A 16,105-nucleotide genomic window follows, 5' to 3' on the forward strand; every position below is an offset into this window, starting at 1 on the left:
GGGGAGGCTGCCCCGACGCGACGCCTGAAGATGGATGGGCCATGCCCGAGAGCGTTCCGCTGCACTGTCCGGCCTGCCGGCGCGAGCACGTCTACACCGCGCCCCCGTACCCCTGCGCCTGCGGCGCCCCGGGCGCCCCGCGGCTGGACCCGGCCGCCGAACCGGCCGTGCTCGCCCACCGCGCCTGGGACGAGGACTGGGTCACCGTGCGCTGCACGGCCTGCGGCCGCCGCAACCAGTGGCCGCACCCCGAACTGGGCTGCCCGTGCGGCACGGTGCTGCGCATACCGGTGGCCGGGGCCCCGTCACCGGGCCCCGGCCACCGTCCTGCGGCGCGGTCCGCGGCCGTCGCCTCCGCGCTGGACGCCGTCACCGCCGCCGTGCTGTGTCTGCGCCGGCTCGGCCACCGGGACATCCGGCGCGCCGACCAGCGCCCGCCCTCCGGCATCGGCCTGGCCGCGCCCGGCCTCGTCGTGCTGGTCGATCCGGCGGCGCGCCCGGCGTCGCCCCGGGACGTGGAGTGCCTCTGGCTGACGGCCATGACGGAGTCCGCCCACTGCGTCTGCTTCTCCGTCTCGGGCTACACCGACGCGGCCCGGGTACGGGCCGACGCGCTCGCCGTCCCCCTGTTCACCCTGGGCCACGGCGGGACCGCCACGCCGGTGAACGGCCCCGGCCGGCTGCTCGCCGGGCCGGGCGCCGGCCCGGACCTCCGGACTCCCCGCCGTCAGGCGCCGTAGGTCTGCCGCAGCTCCACCTTGCGCACCTTGCCCGAGACCGTCATCGGAAAGGCCTCCAGGATCTGCAGCCTGCTGGGGATCTTGTAGTGGGCGAGCCGGTCGCGGCAGAAGACGCGCAGGTCCTCCAGGGTGAGTGGGTCGGCGGGATCCATGGGGATGACGCAGGCCAGGACCTCCTCCCCGTACTTCTCGTGCGGCACGCCGACGACCTGGACGTCCCGGATTCCGGGATGGGCGTAGAGGAACTCCTCGATCTCGCGCGGGTAGATGTTCTCGCCGCCGCGGATGATCATGTCCTTGATGCGGCCGACGATCTCGACGTACCCGTCCTCACGCATCACCGCCAGGTCGCCGGTGTGCATCCAGCGGCCCGGGTCGACGGCCTCGGCGGTCTTCTCCGGCTCGTCCCAGTAGCCGAGCATCACGCTGTAGCCGCGGGTGCACAACTCCCCCGCCGTGCCGCGCGGCTGCGTCACCCCGGAGACCGGGTCGACGACCTTGACCTCCAGGTGCGGCAGGACCCGGCCGACGGTTCCGGTGCGGTGCTCCAGGTCGTCCTCGATGCGGGTCTGCAGGGAGACCGGGGAGGTCTCGGTCATTCCGTAGCAGATGGAGACCTCCGCCATGTGCATCTCGGCGACCACCCGCTTCATCACCTCCACCGGGCAGGGCGAGCCCGCCATGATGCCGGTGCGAAGGGAGGAGAGGTCGTACTCGGCGAAGCCGGGCAGGTTCAGCTCCGCGATGAACATGGTCGGGACGCCGTACAGCGAGGTGCAGCGCTCCCGCTGGACGGCCTCCAGCGTCGCCTCCGGGTCGAAGGACGGCGCCGGGACGACCATGCAGGCGCCGTGCGAGGTGACGGCCAGGTTCCCCATGACCATGCCGAAGCAGTGGTAGAAGGGGACCGGGATGCAGACGCGGTCCTGCTCGGTGTAGGCGACCAGCTCGCCCACGAAGTAGCCGTTGTTCAGGATGTTGTGGTGGGAGAGCGTGGCGCCCTTCGGGAAGCCCGTGGTGCCCGAGGTGTACTGAATGTTGATGGGATCGTCGCAGGACAACTCGGCCTCGCGCGCCCGCAGTTCCTCCGTCCCGACGGCGGACCCGCGCCGGGCGAACGCCTCCCAGCCCGGATCGCCGATGTAGACCGTCTCCGTCAGCCGCGGGCAGCGGACCCGGACCTCCTCCACCATCGCCCGGTAGTCGCTGGTCCGGTGCCGGACGGTGGCGAACAGCAGGGAGATCCCCGCCTGGTTGAGGACGTACTCGACCTCGTGCGTACGGTAGGCCGGGTTGATGTTGACCATCACGGCGCCGACCCGCGCGGTGGCGTACTGCACCAGCACCCACTCGGCGCAGTTGACCGCCCAGATGCCGACCCGGTCGCCCTTGGCGACACCGCTCGCGAGCAGCGCGCACGCCAAACGGTCCACGTCCGCGGCGAATTCGGCGTAGGTCCAGCGCCGGCCGGACGGCACGTCGACCAGGGCCTCGCGCTCGGGCCAGGCGGCCACGGCGCGGTCGAGGTTGGCCCCGATGGTGTCGCCGAGCAGGGCGGTGGGGCCGGTTCCGTGGGTGTACGACAGTTCCGAGGTCACCGGAAGTCCTCCTCGCGGTACTCGTGGTCGGAGCCGGCGGCCGTGGCCTCGCGCAGCTCGATGCGGCGGATCTTGCCGGAGACGGTCTTGGGCAGCGCGGCGAACTCCAGCCTGCGCAGGCGCTTGTAGGGGGCCAGCACCTGGCGGGAGTGCTCGAAGAGCACCTTGGCCGTGTCGGGTCCCGGCTGCCAGCCCTCGGCGAGGACGACGTAGGCCTTGGGCACGGCGAGCCGCAGTTCGTCGGGGGCGGGCACGACGGCGGCCTCGGCGACGGCCTCGTGCTCCAGCAGCGCGCTCTCCAGCTCGAACGGGCTGATCTTGTAGTCCGAGGCCTTGAAGACGTCGTCGCTGCGGCCGATGTAGGTCAGGTACCCGTCCTCGTCGCGGGAGGCGACGTCGCCGGTGCGGTAGTAGCCGCCCGCCATCGCCTCCGCCGTGCGGTCGGGGTCGCCGTGGTAGCCGGTCATCAGGCCGACGGGGCGCTCGGACAGGTCCAGGGCGATCTCGCCCTCGGTGGCGCCGGGGGCGCCGGAGACCGGGTCGAGCAGTTCCACCCGGTAGCCCGGGCTGGGCCGGCCCATGGAGCCGGTCTTCAGCCGCTGCCCGGGGCTGTTGGAGACCTGCACGGCCGTCTCGGTCTGCCCGAAGCCGTCCCGGATCGTGATGCCCCAGGCCCGCCGGACCTGCTCGATGACCTCCGGGTTGAGCGGCTCGCCCGCCGCGACCACCTCGCGCGGCGGGGTGGCGAGCTGGGACAGGTCGGCCTGGATGAGCATCCGCCAGACGGTCGGCGGCGCGCAGAAGGTGGTGACCGCGTGCCGGTCCATCTCGGCCATCAGGCGGGCGGGGTCGAAGCGCGTGTAGTTGTGGATGAAGACCGTCGCCTCCGCGTTCCACGGCGCGAACAGGTTGGACCAGGCGTGCTTGGCCCAGCCGGGCGAGGAGATGTTGAGGTGCACGTCGCCGGGCTTCAGGCCGATCCAGTACATGGTGGCCAGGTGCCCGATGGGGTACGAGGTGTGGGTGTGCTCGACCAGCTTGGGGCGGGCGGTCGTGCCGGAGGTGAAGTACAGCATCAGCGGGTCGTCGGCCAGGGTGGGGCCGTCGGGGACGAAGTCGGGGGCGGCGGCGTACGCGTCCTCGTACGGCTCCCAGCCCTCACGCGGCAGCCCGCCGACGGCGATCCGGGTGTAGGCGCCGGGCACGTCGTCGAACTTCGCGGTGTCCTCGGCCCGCACCAGCACGTGCTTCACCCGGCCGCGCTCCACCCGGTCGCGCAGGTCGGCGGGGCCGAGCAGCGGGGTGGCCGGGATGACCACCGCGCGCAGCTTCATGGCGGCGAGCGCGGTCTCCCACAGCTCGGCCTGGTTGCCCAGCATCACGAGGATGCGGTCCTCGGCGGCGACGCCCCGCGCGCGCAGATGGGCGGCGACGCGGTTGGAGCGCTCGGCCATCTCGGCGAAGGACAGCCTGGTCTCGGTGCCGTCCTCCTCGATGATGTGCAGCGCGGTCCGGTCGTTGCCCTCGGCGATCACGTCGAACCAGTCCAGCGCCCAGTTGAAGTGCTCGGGCCGCGGCCAGACGAAGCCCTCGTAGGCGCGGGTGTAGTCCTCGCGGTGCTCCAGCAGGAAGTCCCGCGCGGTCCTGAAGACCTCGGTCGCCGTCGTCATCGGTGTCCTCCTAGAATCCGGACCATTGCCGGGCGGCTCTCTGGCATCGTCTAATCCGTGATGCAGGTCTCACTACCCCCGAACGGGGGTGTGGTCCACGGTGAGCCGCGCCGAAGGAGCGATGAGGTGGCAGCAGAGGCCGTGGCGACGACGGAGATACGCGGTGCGCTGGCCCGGCTGCGGCACGCCACGGGGCTCCCGGTCGCCTTCGGCGGGCTGGTCGAGGCCGGCCGGCCGCAGATCAGGATCAGCGAACTGAGCGGCACCCACACCGCCGCCCTCAGGTCCCTCGCCGTGACCTCGGGGAACGGACTGGGCGGCAGGGCGGTGGCGCTGGCCCGTCCGTGCGCGGTGACCGACTACGCCGGTTCCCGCCAGATCAGTCACGAGTACGACGTGCCGGTGGCCGCCGAGGGCATCCACTCGGTGCTCGCGGTGCCGGTCGTGGTGCGGCGCCGGGTGCGCGGGGTGCTTTACGGCGCGCTGCGCTCGGCCCAGCCGCTCGGCGACCGCACGCTGGGCGCGGCGATGGCGGCGGCGCGGGACGTGGAGCAGTCGCTGGTGGTGCGGGAGGAGGCGCGGGGGCTGCTCGCGGCGGCCCGGACGGAGCCCGCCGGGGCGTGCCGGGGAGCGGAAACCGGCCAGGAACAGGTGCGCGAGGCGCATGCCGCGCTGCGCGCGCTGGCGCCGCGGATCGCCGACCCGGAGCTGCGCGCCGAGCTGCTGGCGGCGTGCGGACTGCTGGCCTCGCCCCGCCCGGCCGGCGGCGCGAGCCTGGCGCCGCGGGAGCTGGACGTGCTGTCCTGGGTGGCGGCGGGCGCGACGAACGCGGCCGTCGCCGAGCGGCTGGGTCTGCGTCCGGAGACGGTGAAGGGATATCTGCGCTCGGCCATGCGGAAACTGGGCTCGCACACCCGGGGGGAGGCGGTGACCGCGGCACGCCGGGCGGGACTCCTGCCATAGGGACCGTCCGGTCGGTGACGCTCGTAAGGAAACCTGCCCATTGTTGTGACCATGCCGCGAATTTTTTCCTGCGCTTGACCGTTTGTTATTTCCCTCACCACGGCTTCCGTCCGAATTTCAAGGATCGTTGCCTAGAATTTGGCCCGGACACGACACAGGAGGGGAGCGGTGACCGTGCGACGGGACTTCCAGGAGTCGGTTCGATGCCGCCCCGACCTGGTCATCGGCCGCGAAGAGCTGTTCGCGAGCGCCCGGGACCAACTCGACTCCGGTGGCAGCGTGCTGCTCCACGGCCCGGCCGGAATAGGTAAATCGACGGTCCTGCGGGCATTGGCCGAGGAATACGGCGCCACCGCGCGCCGGGTCCTGCGCTGCTCGGCGACCGAGTCAGAATCCCATCTTCCGTTCCTGGCCCTCGCCGACCTCCTCGGCCTGGCCCTGGAGGAGGTCGCCCCGCGGTTGCCCGCCGCACAGCTCACGGCCCTGGAATCGGCGCTCACCGGCCGCGGCGAGTCCAGCCTCCAGCGCGACGGCCTCGCCCTGCGCCTCGCGGTGCTCTCCGCGCTCCGGGCGCTCGCCGAGCAGGGTCCCGTCCTGATCGTCGCCGACGACCTGCAGTGGCTGGATCCGGCCAGCGCCGAACTGCTCGGCTTCGCCGCCCGCCGGCTCGGCGACACCCCCGTGCAGATGCTGTGCGCGGTGCGCACCGAGGACGAGGCCTACGACCGCCATCTGCGCGCCTGCCCGCCGGGCACCCTCTCGGTACGGCTGGGCCCGCTCTCCCGCACCGAGCTGACCACGCTGCTGAACCACCGCGGCTACGACGGCCTGCCCCGCTCCACCGTCCGGGAGGTGCACCGCACCAGCGGCGGCAACCCGCTGTTCGCCCTGGAGCTGGGCCGCGTCCTGGCCGAGAACCCGGCCCCGCCCCGGCCGGGCGAGCCGCTGCCGGTGCCCACCTCGCTGCGCGCCCTGGTGCTCAGCCGCCTCGACCTGCTGTCGGTGGAGGCCCGCCGCACCCTGCTGCTGGCCAGCGCCGGCGCCCGCCCCACCCTCGCCCTGCTGCACGCGGCCGGCCGGGAGCACGCCGAGGCCGAGTGCGCCCAGGCGGCCGAACTCGGGCTGCTGGTCACCGAGACCGACGACCCGGCCGTGCGGTTCGCGCATCCGCTGATCTCCGCGGCGCTCTACGCGGAGGCGCCCGCGCAGGAGCGGCGCGCGGTGCACGCGGCCCTGTCGACCGCGGCCTTCGACCCGATCGAACGGGCCCGGCACCTGGCCCTGGCCACCACCGGCACCGACCCGGACGTGGCCGACCGGCTCGCCGAGGCCGCCGCGCTGGCACGGGACCGCGGGGCGCCGTCGGTGGCCGCCTCGCTCGGGCTGCTCGCCGCCCGGCACACCCCGGCGGCCGGCGAGCCCGGCCCGGACGAGCGGCGGCTGCGGGCCGCCGAGGACGCCATCACGGCCGGCGAGGCCGACCTGGCCCGGGACATCGCGCGCGAGGTGCTGTCCCGGGCCGTGCTGCCCGCCGAACGGGTGCGCGCGTGGATGGTGGTCATCGAGTCGGCCGGGCAGGCGCTCGGCGACGTGGACGCCGTCTTCCCGCAGGCGCTGGCCGACGCCGGCGACGAACCCAGGCTGCTCGCCCTGGTCCGCTACCAGCTCGCCTGGCGCGCCCTGGTCGTCGAGGGCGACTTCACCGAGGCCCGCCAGGAGGCCGCGCACGCCGCCGAGCTGGCCGCGCGGGCCGGCGACCGGCGCACCGAGCTGATGGCGCGCGCCTTCCAGGCGTCGACCGAGACCCTGATGGGCCATCCGGACGCCGCCGCCACCACCGCGCGGGCCCTGGAGGAGCCGCAGGACCCGTACGTCGCCTGCCACCACAACGGCGTCGGCTACGCCCGCTACCGCTGGCTGCTGATGAGCGACCAGCTCACCGAGGCCCGGGCCACCATCACCGCGCTGCTGCGCGAGGTGCGGCGGCGCGGCATGGTCGAGAGCGAGGTGCACTACCTGCGCATGTGCGCCGAGACCGAGCTGCGCGCCGGCCACTGCGGACGGGCCCTCGACCTGTCCCGGGAGAGTCTGCGGCTGGCCCGGGACGCGGGCATCGGCGAGAGCGCGTCCGCGATGCTCGCCTCGCTCGCCGAGGCGTCCGGCGGCGACACCGAGCGGGCGCTGGAGCTGGCCCGCGAGGCGGTCGGGCACGCCGAGGAGGACGGCGACCAGATGTACCTCTCCCGCGCCCTCGCGGCCCTCGGCTACGCCCAGTTCGTCGCCGGGGAGCCGCGGGCCGCCGTGGAGTCGCTGGGCCGGGTGCGGGAGCTGGAGCTGGGGCTCGGCATCACCGATCCGGCGCGCGGCCGCTGGCACGGCGACCTGGCGGAGGCCCTGGTGCTCGTGGGGGAGCACGGCCAGGCGCAGCAGGTCATCGACGGGGCCCGGGAGCACGCCGTCCGGCTGGGCCGGGAGAGCGTCGTCGCCGTGCTGGACCGGGCGGAGGCGCTGGCCCGGGCCGCCCGCGGTGACCACGAGACCGCCATCGCCCAGCTGACGTCCGCTCAGGACCGGCTCGGCAAGCTCGGCAACGGCCTGGACGAGGCCCGGGCGGCGTTCGCGCTGGCCCGGCTGCGCGCGCGGCGGGCGGAGAACCCGGCCCGGCGGAGGGCGGCCTACGACGAGGCCGTGCGGCTGTTCCGGCGCTGCCGTGCGCTGCCGTGGCTGCGCCAGGTGGACGAGGCGCTGCGCGCCCCGCAGCCGGAGCCCGCGCCGCCCGCCCGGGACCCGCTGGACGCGCTGGACGGTCTGGCCTCGATGGAGCGTCAGGTCGCCGCGCTCGTCATGGAGGGCGCCACCAACCGGGAGATCGCGTCACGGCTGTTCGTCAGTGTGAAGACGGTCGAGGCCACGCTGACCCGGGTGTACCGGAAGCTGGGCATCCGCTCGCGCGTCGACATCGTCCGATTGGCGGCGGCTCGCCGAGCGCGGTGAGCGAGGCGCTAGTTAACTGAGCCGGACCGAGGGTTTTCCCTCACCCAACCGCCTAGGGGGTTCCCTCATTGGGAGCCGAGGGACCCGGGTCCTAGCGTAAAGGGCGTGCCGCTCGCCCGGGCACAAGGGGTCGGTCTCTCCCCCAGCCGCTCGGTTCCTCACGAGCAGGGGGTTCCCCCACCCATGTGCACCACCCCCCACGCCCGTGCGAACCCCCCACCGGCAAACCCGAGGAGACGCATGACCGGCCTCAGACGTGCCAGAAAGACCACCGCCGCGCTCGTGGCGACGGCCGCCGCCGCGGCCACCGCGCTCATCGCCTCCCCGGCCGCGGCCGACGCTCCTCAGCCCATCGTCGGAGGCACGACCACCACGACGACGGCGTACCCGTTCGTCATGCAGATCACGGACGCGTCCGGCAGCCAGTTCTGCGGCGGCACCCTGGTGGCCGCCAAGAAGGTGGTGACGGCGGCGCACTGCATGGTCGGCGAGACGACCGGCAGCGTCCGCGTGGTCGGCGGCCGGACCTATCTGAACGGCACCAACGGCACGGTCAGCAAGGTCAGCAAGATCTGGATCGACCCGGACTACACCGACGCCACCAACGGCGACGACGTGGCCGTGCTGACCCTGGCGACGTCGATGCCTTACACGAAGGCGCCGTACGTCTCCTCCTCCCAGACCAGCGTGTACGCGGCCGGCACCACGGCCCGCATCCTCGGCTGGGGCACCACCTCGGAGAGCGGAAGCTCCTCCAACCAGCTGCGGACCGCGACCGTTCCGGTCGTGTCGGACGCCGGCTGCAGGAGCTCCTACGGTTCGGACTACGTCCAGTCCGACATGGTTTGCGCCGGATACACGTCCGGCGGCGTAGACACCTGCCAGGGCGACAGCGGCGGTCCCCTGTTGATCGGGGGCGTCCTGGCAGGGATCACTTCCTGGGGCGAGGGTTGCGCGGAGGCCGGTTACCCGGGTGTGTACACCCGGCTGACCACCTTCTCGGACCTCGTGACCGCGCAGGTCGGCTCATAGCCCCGAGGACCACCCGAGCACCTCTCGGGTAGATGCCGGGGGGCGTTGCGGGCCACCACGAGCGGCCCGCAGCGCCCCCTCTCCAACTCCCCCGCCTCCCCCGCCTCTCCACGAGCCGTCGCGCCTGCCCGGTCCGGCCGCGGCCGGACCGGCGAGGGGATCAGCGCGGTGCGACGGCGCCGAACCGGATGTCGTGGGGCTTCCCGGGGTGCAGCGCGGCCAGCATGCGGGCCCCCTCCTCGGCGACCTCCTCCTGCCGGCGCTTCGTCAGCTTCCCGAACGGCTCGACGACGAGCGTGGTGCCGTCGAGTCTCCACAGCCCGGCCAGGAAGCCGTCGACCAGGAGGGTGCGGTAGGCCTGGTTGCCGCGCCGCGCACGGCCCCGGTGCTCGGGGGGCACGACGCGGGCGCGGTCGGCGTGGGACAGCAGGAGGTTGTCGTACTCGGGCAGGAAGCGGGGCGGGGCCGGGGTGTCCGGGTCGGGGCGGGGCGCGTCGGGCAGGTCGAACAGTTCGGCTCCGGCGGGGTCGCGGAAGGTGACCAGCCGCGGGCGCAGCCGCTCGAAGGCGTCCCTCAGCCGGGTGAGTCCGGACCAGGTCTGCATGTCCTTGACGGAGGCGGGACCGAAGGCGGCGAGGTAACGCGGGATCACGGTCTCGGCCGCCGGGGGCGGTTCGGCGGGTCGGCCCAGCCAGTGCTCGGCGGTGGTGAGGGCGACCCGGCCGGCCCGGCCCCACAGTCCGCGCGGGGTCACCTGGACCAGGGGCAGGGTGCAGCGGGCGGCGACGGCGAGGGACGCGGGGTCCGCGTCCGGCCACTCGGCGCTCAGCGCCGCGCGGAGCTGGGCCATGGTCCGCGGCTCCGCCTCCACCAGGTCGCGGGCGAGGGCGGCCAGCCGGCCGAGGTCGACTCCGGCCAGCCCGGCGCGGAACTGCGTCAGCTCCCGCTCCCGGGCGGCCTGGACCAGGGGCCGCAGGGTGAGGCAGTCGTCGGCGGTGTGGGTGTGGATGGTGGAGCGCAGGGTGACGATGCGGACGGCCGCGCGGTCCGCCATGAGCCGGGACAGCCGCTCCGGCGCGAACCCCTCCAGCCGGGCGGCGAGCGCGTAGTACGGCGGCTCGGTGTTCTGCGCCTGCAGGCCCAGGAGGTGCCGTACGGCGTCCTCGGCGGACAGCGGGGAGCGGCGCAGCAGGAGCTGCCGGTCCAGGGTGGCGCGGTTGAGGGCGCGGGTGTCCAGGAGCGGGGCCGTGGCCGTGCTGCTCTTCGTCATGGAGGAGACGCTAACCGGCCTTGCGGACACCTTCTGTCCTCGACCGGCGGGCCGGATCCGAGGGGCGATCTCGCGCCGCCGAGCCGAGAATGAGCGGGGGCGCCCGATCCGGGGAGAGGAGCCGGTGGTGTCCGACGAGCCGGCCGCACGCATCGCCGAATTCATCGAGCCGCTCCGGGTGGCGCCGGGCACGCGGGTGGACGTCGGCCGGGACTTCGATCCCGGCTACCGGGCGGGCCTGCGCAAACGCGACGCCCAGGAGCTGCTGCGCACCGGGGTGACCCTGCTGGCCGAGTACCAGCAGCGGCTGGCCGCCCAGGACACCTACGGCGTCCTGCTGTGCCTGCAGGCGCTCGACGCCGGGGGCAAGGACGGCACGATCCGGCACGTGATGAGCGGCGTCAACCCCCAGGGCGTACACGTCAGCAGCTTCAAGGTGCCCTCGGAGGAGGAGCTCGACCACGACTACCTGTGGCGCTACGCGCGGCGGCTCCCCGGGCGGGGCGAGATCGCCATCTTCAACCGCTCCCACTACGAGGAGGTCCTGGTCGTACGGGTGCACCCGGAGAACCTCGTCCGGCAGAAGCTGCCCGCGGAGGCGCGCGGTCCCGACGTCTGGGAGCGGCGCTACCGCGAGATCAACGAGTGGGAGCGCCATCTGACCGACAGCGGGTTCAAGGTGGTCAAGGTCTTCCTGAACATCTCCAAGGAGGAGCAGCGCGCCCGGTTCCTGAAGCGGATCGACCTGCCGGAGAAGAACTGGAAGTTCTCCGCGGCCGACGTGCGCGAACGGCGTCACTGGGACGAGTACCAGGGGGCCTTCTCCGCGATGCTCTCGGCCACCAGCACTCCCTGGGCCCCCTGGTACGTGGTGCCGGCGGACCGCAAGTGGTTCGCGCGGATCTGCACGTCGGCCGTCCTCGCGCACACCCTGATCGGCATCGACCCCCAGTACCCCGAGGTGAGAGAGGAGGCACGCAGGGACCTGCTGGCCGCCCGGCGCGAGCTGGAGCGGGAGGCCCCGCCCGGCGCCCCGGCCGACCCGTACGCGGCGCGGCACGCGGGGACGGCCGAGGGGCGCGGGTCCGGTGAGGAGCCGTCATCGGACGGCGCCGGACGCACCGAGGACGGCGAACACGGCAAGTCCCGGCGAGGCGGGAAGCGGCCACGGCGCGGCTGACGACCCGACCATCACTTCGCCGGCCCGGCAGTCGCCTCGCCGGCCGACAGTCGCCTCGCCGCACATCCGCCGGCCCTGGCGTCCCACCCGGGTCCGCCGGGTCAGGCGGTGTCGTGGCCGGGCCTCGCGGCTGAGCACGACGGACCGGGGCGGTCGTCCCGACGCTCGTACAGCCCGGGACGCCGGCCGGGTGATCCACCGAGGTCCGCCGGGTCAGGCGGGGTCTCGGCCGGCGGCGGTGCGGCCCATGGTCAGGGCGAGGCGGCGGACCTCGCGCCAGTTCATGGCCGGTGCCACGCGGGGCGCCCCGGGGCGGTCGCGCGGCACCCGGACGCGCAGGGCGCCGGGCTCGATGCGGCAGCGTACCGGCGTGGGCAGCGTCAGGGCCTCGCCGTCGACGCCGACCGGGACGGTGGGGGCGTCCGCATCCACCACGACCTCGCGGGCCGCGAAGGCGGTCAGTCCGTGGCTGCGCCCGCCGAGCAGCAGCAGCTCGGTCGCCTCCGACGTGCTCCTCACCTCGACGGCCAGCACGCCCAGCCGGCCGGTGTCCAGCCGGTCGCGGTGGCCGAGTCCGGCCGGGTCGTCGCCGTGGTAGGGGTTGTTGCTCACCAGGACGGCCTGAGGTCCCCTCAGTCTCCGGTCACCGGCGCGGACGACGAGCCGCGGGCCGGTGTGCCCGGTCAGCAGGTCCGGCAGCATCTCCAGGGTGGTGCGCGCCTTGTCCTCGCGGTAGGCGGGGCTCTGCACGACGGCCGCGTACACGCCGAACGAGGCGTTGTTGACGAAGACGCGCTCGGCGCCGCCGTCCGCGGCCCCCCGTCCGCCGCTGATACGGCCGAGGTCGACGCGGAGTTCGACGCCGTCGGTCAGCGCCTCCAGACAGCCGGCGGGGTCCTGCCGGTCCAGTCCCAGGTCCATGGCGAAGTGGTTGCGGGTGCCTGCGCTGATCACCACGAACGGGAGGTCGTGTTCCGCGGCCACGCCGGCGACCAGGGCCTGGGTGCCGTCGCCCCCGGCGACGCCGAGCAGATCGGCGCCGCGCCGCACGGCCTGCCGCGCCAGCTCGGCCACGTCCTGGGGCGCGGCCGGGTCCAGTACCGCGACGTCCGCGCCGAGGGCCCTGGCCCGCTCGGCGAGGTGGAACTCGCCGACCTTGCCGCCGCCGGAGCGCGGGTTCATGATCAGGAAGGGGCGCCGGGCCCGGCCGGCCGCGAGCTCCGGCATGGCGGGCGCGTCGTCGCCGGCGAGTGCCGCCCGGCCCGCGGAGACGGCCAGCGCCCACAGGCCGAGCGAGAGCAGCACCACCCACAGCAGCCCGGAGGCCGCGTACAGGGCGAGGACGGCTAGCGGCGCCGCGACCACCAGCAGCACGGCCAGTCGCCTGACCCATCCGGAACGGCTCAGCAGCCACCACACACCGGCCGCCGTGAGCAGCGTCCCGGCCAGCCCCACGAGCAGCAGGACGACGCTGCCCGGCCCGGCGAAGGCCAGGAGCACCGCCACCGCCGCCGCGCCCGCCACCAGGGCCAGACGCGCGGTCCAGCGCCTGTTCATGCGGCAACCTCCCGTTCCCGTCGTCCCAGGCTACGAGCGGGCGCGGCGGACGGCATGTCCGCGCCCTGCGGCGTCCGACCGCCACCTCCCCCGGGCCGGTGGCCACATCCGGACGTTCGCCTTCATCTGATGTGGTGTCATTCCGTTGGATCAAGAAGCGGGAACCATCAGGAACCGACAACCGAGGAGCAGGGATGTCCGACGCTTTGGTGCTGGGCGGCGGCGGTGTGGGCGGGATCGCCTGGATCACCGGGCTGCTGACGGGGCTCGCCGACGCGGGGCAGGACGTCACCGGGGCGGATCTGCTGCTCGGGACGTCCGCCGGTTCCACCGTCTCGGCGCAGCTGGGCAGCGGGTTGGGGCTGGCGGAGCTGTACGCGCGGCAGGTGGATCCGGCGCTGCAGTCCGCCGAGATCATGGCCGTGATGGACCTGGAGGGGTTCGCCGCCGAGATCGGCGCGGCGACGTCCGCCACCGCCTCCGTGCCGGAGCTGCGCCGGGCCGTCGGCCGCGCGGCACTGGCGGCGCCCACCGTGCCGGAGCCGCGGCGGCGGGCGGTGATCGAGTCGCGGCTGCCCTCGCACGGCTGGCCGGAGCGCGCGCTGCGGATCGTCGCGGTGGACGCCGAGAGCGGGGAGCCGCGGGTCTTCGACAAGGACTCCGGGGTGCCGCTGGTCGACGCGGTGGCGGCGAGCTGCGCCGTGCCGGGTGTGTGGCCGCCGGTCGGCATCGACGGACGGCGTTACGTCGACGGCGGGGTGCGCTCGATGGCCAACCTGGACCTGGTGGGCGACCCGGACCGGGTGGTGGTGCTCGTGCCGATGGGCATGACGGAGCCGTTCCCCAGCGAGCAGCCGGTGGAGGAATCGGTGCGGGAGCTGCGCGCCCGGGGCGTGGAAGTGGTGGTCGTGGCGCCCGACGAGGCGGCGCTGGCGGCGATCGGCGACAACCCGCTGGACCCGGGCACCCGCGGCCCGGCCGCCGAGGCGGGCCGGGCGCAGGGGCGGGCGCTCAGGCTGCCCTGGCATCACGGCTGAGGCCGACGCGTCGCGAGGTTGGCGCATACATGCGGTACGACGCGGGCCCCGGCGCTCCGCCGGCCGGCCCCCGTCCGCTTTCAGGGCCGTTCGGGCGCCCGCGCCTGCCAGCCGGTCCACCGCCGTACGGTGACGTCGACCACCGGGCCCGCCGGCGGAGTCGGCCGGTACTGCGGGTACTTGGCGCAGAGCAGCGCCACGGCCGTCTCGCGCGCCCGCCGTTCGGCCGCGTCGGCGGCGCCGGGCGCCAGGACGCGGGCCACGCCGTCGGCGCGGACCCACCACAGCCGGTCCCAGTCCTCGTCGTAGGCGTCCACGAGCAGGCACACCGCCGGCTGCCCGGCCAGGTTGGCCAGCCGCTTGAGACGGCCGGTGGTCTTGGGCTTGTTGTCGACCGCGGTGACGAGCCGGTCGACGCCGTCGAGGAAGCAGTGGGCGAAGACCACCGGCACCTGGTGCGGGCGGCCCGTCGCGTCGACGGTGGCCAGCCGGGCCACCCGGGCCGCGGCGAACCGGAACCGCGCCTCGCTCTCGGCCAGTCGGGGCATACCCGCTCCTAGCTGCCCACAGGTCGGCTCGCGTGCGGAGCACGCGTCCCCCGCTCCTCCATGGTGCTACGGCCCGGCTGTACGGCGCCCACATGAACTCGTTAAATCGAACCCATGAACTATAAACCGAGTGTATAGTCCCGGCATGCCTCTCACGACTTCGGCCGGTCAGAACCCGGCCCCGCAGCCCGCGCCCCTGAAGATGCGCAGAACGAGGCGCGGGTTGCGTCTGTCCGCGCTCGTCTCGGCGGCCGCCTGTCTGGCGCTGACGCTGTCGGGCTGCGCCGAGGTGGACACGACCGCCCCCAGCGCGGTGCGCGCGGAGGGCGCGCACGGGGCGCCGGCCAAGCTCGGGACGGTGGACTGCCGCGAGGCGAAGTGCATCGCGCTGACCTTCGACGCGGGGCCGAGCGAGAACTCGGCGCGACTGCTCGACATCCTCAAGGAGAAGAAGGTCCCGGCCACCTTCTTCCTGCTCGGCAAGCGGCACATCGACACGTATCCGGAGCTGGTCAAACGGATGGCGGCCGAGGGGCACGAGGTCGCGAGCCACACCTGGGACCACCAGATCCTCACCCGGATCTCCGACGACCGGATACGCGAGGAACTGCGGCGCCCCGACGACGAGATAGAGCGGCTCACCGGGCGCCGGCCCACGCTGATGCGCCCGCCCCAGGGCCGCACCGACGCCGACGTGCACCGCATCTGCAAGGAGATGGGCCTGGCCGAGGTGCTGTGGAGCGTCACCGCGAAGGACTACACGACCACCGACTCGGCGCTGATCACCAAGCGCGTGCTCGACCAGGCCTCACGGGACGGCATCATCCTGCTGCACGACATCTACCGGGGCACCGTGCCGGCCGTGCCCGGCATCATCGACGCGCTGAAGGCCCGCGGCTACGTGTTCGTGACGGTGCCTCAGCTCCTGGCGCCGGGCAAGGCCGAGCCGGGCCGGGTGTACCGGCCCTGACCGGACCGGCTGCCGGCTCAGCGCCGGAACCCGCCGCTGAGCCGTGCAGGTGATCCGGGGCCGGTCGCGCGGCCGGCCGGCGGCCATTGCCTACGATCGTGCCGTGGCCTACTTCTCCGTCGAACGCACCGTGCCCCTTCCGCTCGAGGAGACCTGGCGGCGGCTCACCGAGTGGCCCCGCCACGGTGACGTGGTGCCCTTCACCCGCGTAGCCGTCCTGACGCCCGCCCCTACGCACGAGGGCACCCGTTTCGTGGCCCGTACGGGCCTCGGCCCGCTCGGCTTCGACGACCCCATGGAGGTCACGCTCTGGCGCCCGCCCGCGGACGGCGAACCGGGGCTGTGCCGCCTGGAGAAGCACGGGCGGGTAGTCCTCGGCTGGGCTGAGATCGAGGTCCGGCCCGGGCCGGACGGCCGGGCGCGGGTGGTCTGGCGGGAGGACGTGCGGATCCGCTTCCTCCCGCGCCTCTTCGACGGTGTCGTGGCGCGCGCGGGCCGGACGCTGTTCGGGGGGACGGCGAACCGGCTGCTGCGGCGGCCGTGACC

The 16,105-nt window shown here is 74.1% G+C and carries 13 protein-coding genes; 8 read left to right on the forward strand and 5 right to left on the reverse strand.

The window, feature by feature from the left end; all coding sequences use genetic code 11:
- Positions 1 to 41 precede the first annotated feature (41 nt).
- Positions 42 to 740, forward strand: coding sequence for a hypothetical protein (locus ACZ7JA_RS15295; protein ID WP_351665577.1), 699 nt, complete (start codon positions 42 to 44; stop codon positions 738 to 740).
- Here the strand turns inward: ACZ7JA_RS15295 and ACZ7JA_RS15300 are convergent.
- On the reverse strand, positions 728 to 2,338 hold the full coding sequence (locus ACZ7JA_RS15300) for an AMP-binding protein (RefSeq protein ID WP_470808650.1): 1,611 nt from the start codon (positions 2,336 to 2,338) through the stop codon (positions 728 to 730). The two genes, ACZ7JA_RS15295 and ACZ7JA_RS15300, sit on opposite strands and share 13 nt — an antisense overlap.
- Positions 2,335 to 4,008, reverse strand: a complete 1,674-nt coding sequence (locus ACZ7JA_RS15305) for an AMP-binding protein (protein ID WP_470808652.1) — start codon at positions 4,006 to 4,008, stop codon at positions 2,335 to 2,337. The genes ACZ7JA_RS15300 and ACZ7JA_RS15305 overlap by 4 nt, the downstream gene beginning before the upstream one ends.
- A gap of 126 nt (positions 4,009 to 4,134) precedes the next feature.
- Here ACZ7JA_RS15305 and ACZ7JA_RS15310 point away from each other — a divergent pair, with 126 nt between their 5' ends.
- The 3 genes from ACZ7JA_RS15310 to ACZ7JA_RS15320 all read left to right on the forward strand — a co-directional run bounded on the left by ACZ7JA_RS15310 (position 4,135) and on the right by ACZ7JA_RS15320 (position 8,997).
- Positions 4,135 to 4,971, forward strand: coding sequence for a helix-turn-helix transcriptional regulator (locus ACZ7JA_RS15310; protein ID WP_450745439.1), 837 nt, complete (start codon positions 4,135 to 4,137; stop codon positions 4,969 to 4,971).
- A gap of 168 nt (positions 4,972 to 5,139) precedes the next feature.
- On the forward strand, positions 5,140 to 7,965 hold the full coding sequence (locus tag ACZ7JA_RS15315) for a helix-turn-helix transcriptional regulator (protein WP_351665585.1): 2,826 nt from the start codon (positions 5,140 to 5,142) through the stop codon (positions 7,963 to 7,965).
- A 240-nt stretch (positions 7,966 to 8,205) separates the two neighbouring features.
- The gene (locus ACZ7JA_RS15320) at positions 8,206 to 8,997 is read left to right on the forward strand and encodes a S1 family peptidase (RefSeq protein WP_351665587.1); all 792 of its coding nucleotides are present in this window, start codon (positions 8,206 to 8,208) and stop codon (positions 8,995 to 8,997) included.
- Positions 8,998 to 9,157: 160 nt separating this feature from the next.
- On the opposite strand, the gene ACZ7JA_RS15325 is transcribed toward ACZ7JA_RS15320, so the two are convergent.
- Positions 9,158 to 10,267 carry a winged helix DNA-binding domain-containing protein gene (locus tag ACZ7JA_RS15325; RefSeq protein WP_351665589.1) on the reverse strand — a complete coding sequence of 370 codons (1,110 nt, stop codon included), beginning with the start codon at positions 10,265 to 10,267 and terminating at the stop codon, positions 9,158 to 9,160.
- Between the two features lie 127 nt (positions 10,268 to 10,394).
- Here ACZ7JA_RS15325 and ACZ7JA_RS15330 point away from each other — a divergent pair, with 127 nt between their 5' ends.
- Entirely contained in the window at positions 10,395 to 11,447 is a 1,053-nt protein-coding gene (locus ACZ7JA_RS15330; RefSeq protein WP_470808656.1) for a polyphosphate kinase 2 family protein, read from the forward strand.
- 213 nt (positions 11,448 to 11,660) lie between these two features.
- Here the strand turns inward: ACZ7JA_RS15330 and ACZ7JA_RS15335 are convergent, their stop codons facing one another.
- Positions 11,661 to 13,004, reverse strand: a complete 1,344-nt coding sequence (locus tag ACZ7JA_RS15335; RefSeq protein ID WP_450745434.1) for a diacylglycerol/lipid kinase family protein — start codon at positions 13,002 to 13,004, stop codon at positions 11,661 to 11,663.
- A 194-nt stretch (positions 13,005 to 13,198) separates the two neighbouring features.
- On the opposite strand from ACZ7JA_RS15335, the gene ACZ7JA_RS15340 reads away from it, so the two are divergent.
- Complete coding sequence (locus ACZ7JA_RS15340) at positions 13,199 to 14,041, forward strand: patatin-like phospholipase family protein (protein WP_393429342.1); 843 nt, start codon at positions 13,199 to 13,201, stop codon at positions 14,039 to 14,041.
- Positions 14,042 to 14,121: 80 nt separating this feature from the next.
- Here the strand turns inward: ACZ7JA_RS15340 and ACZ7JA_RS15345 are convergent, their stop codons facing one another.
- Positions 14,122 to 14,589: a TIGR03668 family PPOX class F420-dependent oxidoreductase gene (locus ACZ7JA_RS15345; RefSeq protein ID WP_470808659.1), complete on the reverse strand. Its 468-nt coding sequence runs from the start codon at positions 14,587 to 14,589 to the stop codon at positions 14,122 to 14,124.
- 202 nt (positions 14,590 to 14,791) lie between these two features.
- On the opposite strand from ACZ7JA_RS15345, the gene ACZ7JA_RS15350 reads away from it, so the two are divergent.
- Together ACZ7JA_RS15350 and ACZ7JA_RS15355 are read left to right on the forward strand one after the other, a co-directional pair.
- Positions 14,792 to 15,559 carry a polysaccharide deacetylase family protein gene (locus ACZ7JA_RS15350; protein WP_404029725.1) on the forward strand — a complete coding sequence of 256 codons (768 nt, stop codon included), beginning with the start codon at positions 14,792 to 14,794 and terminating at the stop codon, positions 15,557 to 15,559.
- Between the two features lie 103 nt (positions 15,560 to 15,662).
- Complete coding sequence (locus ACZ7JA_RS15355; protein ID WP_389448157.1) at positions 15,663 to 16,103, forward strand: SRPBCC family protein; 441 nt, start codon at positions 15,663 to 15,665, stop codon at positions 16,101 to 16,103.
- Positions 16,104 to 16,105: the final 2 nt, after the last annotated feature.

It is taken from the genome of Streptomyces sp. NPDC038135 (assembly GCF_055601245.1).